The organism is Arsenophonus sp. ENCA (genome assembly GCF_002287155.1).
Classification (GTDB): Bacteria; Pseudomonadota; Gammaproteobacteria; order Enterobacterales; family Enterobacteriaceae; genus Arsenophonus; species Arsenophonus nilaparvatae.
This window is the reverse complement of record NZ_NHNG01000534.1, coordinates 1-3,876: the sequence shown is the minus strand read 5'-3', so window position 1 is coordinate 3,876 and position 3,876 is coordinate 1. Positions and strand designations below refer to the sequence as shown.

The 3,876-nt window shown below is 33.7% G+C and carries 1 protein-coding gene and 4 pseudogenes; 2 read left to right on the top strand and 3 right to left on the bottom strand.

From position 1 onward, the window contains the following. A pseudogene (locus tag CBG25_RS13905) lies at window positions 1-208 on the bottom strand (hypothetical protein); the annotation flags it as partial. 40 nt (window positions 209-248) lie between these two features. On the opposite strand from CBG25_RS13905, the pseudogene glpQ reads away from it, so the two are divergent. Next, window positions 249-1,325 (top strand): annotated as a pseudogene (gene glpQ / locus CBG25_RS13900) (glycerophosphodiester phosphodiesterase). Between the two features lie 50 nt (window positions 1,326-1,375). Here the strand turns inward: glpQ and epmA are convergent. Then, window positions 1,376-2,298, bottom strand: a pseudogene (gene epmA, locus CBG25_RS13895) (elongation factor P--(R)-beta-lysine ligase). Between the two features lie 986 nt (window positions 2,299-3,284). Between epmA and CBG25_RS13890 the strand changes: the two are divergent. Next, window positions 3,285-3,536, top strand: a pseudogene (locus CBG25_RS13890) (FAD-binding protein); the annotation flags it as partial. A gap of 59 nt (window positions 3,537-3,595) precedes the next feature. Here CBG25_RS13890 and CBG25_RS13885 read toward each other — a convergent pair. Then, on the bottom strand, window positions 3,596-3,876 hold a 281-nt coding region (locus CBG25_RS13885), incomplete at its 5' end, for a transposase family protein (RefSeq protein ID WP_290603775.1).

The following is a 3,876-nucleotide window of genomic DNA, read 5'->3' as shown; positions in this document are numbered from 1 at the left end:
CATCCAAAATCTCTGTGACAATAAATGCCCTACGTTCACCAATTTGCTTGAGATAATCGCAAAGGGAAACAGAACCCTCCAAGATAGGTAGATTTTGCGCTTTGACAAACTTACGTTTGGTGTGAGAAGGCGATTCCAGTTTGCGAGTAAATACGGTCATAAAAGATCTGCGTTTAAAACGAATAAAGCAAATTTTAATCGATAACATGAGCTTTTGCGACAGCCTCATAATAAAGAGAATTATACTAATGAATATAAAATTAAATAGCTTGGTTGCTAGTATGTTATTAGTTATGTCAATGTCAGCAATGGCTCAATCTAACGCAAAATTCGTTATTGCTCACCGCGGGGCAAGTGGTTATCTACCAGAACATACATTACCCGCCAAAGCAATGGCTTATGCGCAAGGTGCCGATTTCCTTGAACAAGATCTGGTAATGACAAAAGATAATGAATTGATTGTATTACATGATCATTACCTAGATAGCGTCACAGACGTTGCGGATCGCTTCCCTGGCCGTGCTCGCAAAGATGGTCGCTTTTATGCCATTGATTTTACCTTACCCGAAATTCGATCACTCAAATTTACTGAAGCCTTTGAAATTAAAGATGGTAAAAAAGTTCAAACCTATCCTAATCGTTTCCCGATGGGAAAATCCAGCTTCCATATTCATACTTTTCAAGAAGAAATTGAATTTGTCCAAGGTTTGAATAAATCTACTGGCAAAAATATCGGCATTTACCCGGAAATTAAAGCACCTTGGTTTCACAAACAATAAGGAAAGGATATTTCGACCAGAGTGTTAGAAGTTCTGAAGCAATATGGCTACAGTAAGAAAAACGACAATGTTTATCTTCAGTGCTTTGATGCTAATGAATTAAAGCGCATTAAAAATGCGCTTTTACCTAAATTAGGCATGGATTTAAAACTGGTTCAATTAATTGCTTACACTGACTGGCATGAAACTTATGAAGAACAGCCTAACGGTACATGGACAAATTATAGCTATGATTGGATGTTTAAACCGGGAGCAATGAAAGAAGTTGCTAAGTATGCTGATGGCATTGGCCCAGATTACCACATGCTTATTAATGAAAACTCCAAGCCTGGTAAAATAAAACTTACTGCTATGGTTAAAGATGCGCACAAAAATAAATTAGTCGTTCATCCTTATACCATTCGGATTGATAAGCTACCAAATTACGTGAAAAACGGTCAGCAGCTGTTTGATATTATTTATAACAAAGCTAACGTCGATGGTGCCTTTACCGATTTCCCTGATCTCGGGGTAAAATTCTTGCAAAAACAGCATCAACATCAATAACAGCCACCAATAAATTCAGAGGTAATAATTTACCGCTGATTACTATTAGTTTACTGATAATTAATGATTTTTTCTGCATTCAGCGCCAACATGACTAAACGATCAATACCTAAAGCAACACCCGAACAATCAGGAATGACTTTATCTAGTGCAGCAAGCAGACATTCATCAATAGGCTGTTCTGGTAAACCCATTTTTTCGCTCATCTGATTATCATGCTCAAAACGTTCTCGCTGTTCTTGTGCATCAGTCAACTCACGAAAACCATTGGCCAACTCAATACCCTTAAAATAAACTTCAAAACGCTCAGCAACTCGGTGGTCTTCTTTACTAATTTCAGCTAATGCTGCCTGTGAAGCAGGAAAATGATAGATAACGGTAGGTTTATCTTTACCTAAATTTGGTTCAACTCCCATAGTAAACAAAAATTGTAATAACACATCTTTGTCTTCTTCTGTTTCGGCATTATTTAAACCCAACTTCACTGCTGCATCACGTAATTGTTTTTTTCTGACTCCAGTGCTAATGGATCAATGTTTAGATAACGCTGAAAGGCCTGTTGATATGATATCCGCTCAGTGGGTTGGCAGTCCAAAATTTGTTGCAACAAATCATCTACTTCATCAATAAGTCGGTACATGTCATAATGAGGCCGATACCATTCAAGCATAGTAAATTCTGGATTATGATAACGTCCCTCTTCTTCATTACGAAAAGCTTTAATCATCTGATATATAGGCCCACTGCCGGCCGCTAGCAAACGTTTCATATGATATTCAGGACTGGTTATCATATACAATTTGGTGCTGTCAGCAATTACCGGAGCAACAAATTGGGTTTCAAACGGTGAGAGATGAATATCTGTTACCGTGAATTTGCTTAATATAGGCGTCTCTACTTCCACTACTCCTCGATCGATGAAAAAACGTCTGATTTCAGCAATAATTTTGGCTCTTTTCAGTAAGTTATTGATAGACGCGCTCGGTTGCTAATTCACTATCTCACTCATTGTAAAAACTCCAAAAAAGAATAAAGCGCGCTAGTTTACTCGCCTGTAAACAAATAAACAAATAAACAAATTTTTCATATCGTTAATCTCATCACTCTGTTTTTTAACAAAAATAAACTAACCCTTAGTTAAATAGTAAGAGAACTTGAAAATATTAATTAGTTGAAATAAATAATTAACGTTAGTTATAAGTTGATATAACTACTTTCTATATGATCTCCAATTTAGCTGAATAAAGAAAATATTTCAACTCAAAATCATCAAACCATAAAAAATAAATTCAAATAATATCAATATGTCAAAAACATTTGGAAGTTATTTTCAGCTATAAAATTAATAAAAATAATCATTTTAATGGATTAGTGTAAATTTTTATTTATTAAAATTGCATTTATTTATAATATTTTTATTTTTATTTTTATTTTTATTTTTATAAAATTATTATAAATATGACTAAAATTACCTTATTGCTCATAAAAATATTATCAATGAATATATTTTTATTGATATAAAAAAACACCAAAATTGAATAATTTTATATATCAATAAATAAGCATATGATTACGCTATTTTTATTAAATAAAAATCATATTATTTATTAAATTGGCAACAAAAATTTGCTGCTGGTAATTGTTTGAGATTTATTTAAAAATCATTATCAATACAATAAAAATAAAAACCAACCCAAAATCCACTAAGTTAATAAGATAACATATAAACTTAATTATACCCATTTTATGATCAAAAATAGCTAATTTTTAAACAAGTCTATTAACTCTCACTTTTTATAAGCAAAATCCTAGAAAACTTGTACCTGAATCAAATCTCTGTCGGTAACAATTTGTTATAAATTGCTAAATAGTAATTTATTGTTAATTATTAATCATAATTAAATAACAATGCCATAACAACATGAAGTTTATTTTCAATTAGTAATGGAGAAGCATAGTGTGCAAACCTTTAATGCTGATTTAGTCATAATAGGAGCTGGTTTGAGAGCAGCAATTGCTGCTACTGAAGCTAACCCCAATCTAAAAATTGCTTTGGTTTCAAAAGTCTATCCCATGCGCAGTCATACTGTCGCTGCAAAAGGTGGCGCAGCTGCAATTGCTCAATCCCATGATACCTATAATTATCACTTTAATGATACGGTTTCAGGGGGAGATTGGTTATGTGAACAAGATGTGGTTGAATATTTTGTGAAACATTAAGCGTGTTGCTTAATAGTGAAATAAGGGTGTTTCGGTGATTGAAGTAAATTTTACGCTGTTCTGAGATGGAAATTCCAAAGACCTGCGCTAAGGAGTAAGAAGGTATCATCAATAAAGGGTCTACGATTCCGTAAAATTTGGGTCATGCAACCGAGGCGCTTGATACCCGCGATGGCGTGTTCAACTGTAATACGGATGCCCGAGATTATTTTATTTTCTTGTTTTTGTTCAGGCGATAAAGGTCTTTTTCGAGTTCCTTTTTTTGGGATTTGTGTATTAGGATGCTGTTTATCTATACCTTGAAAACCGGTATCTGCCCAGATGGTTACCT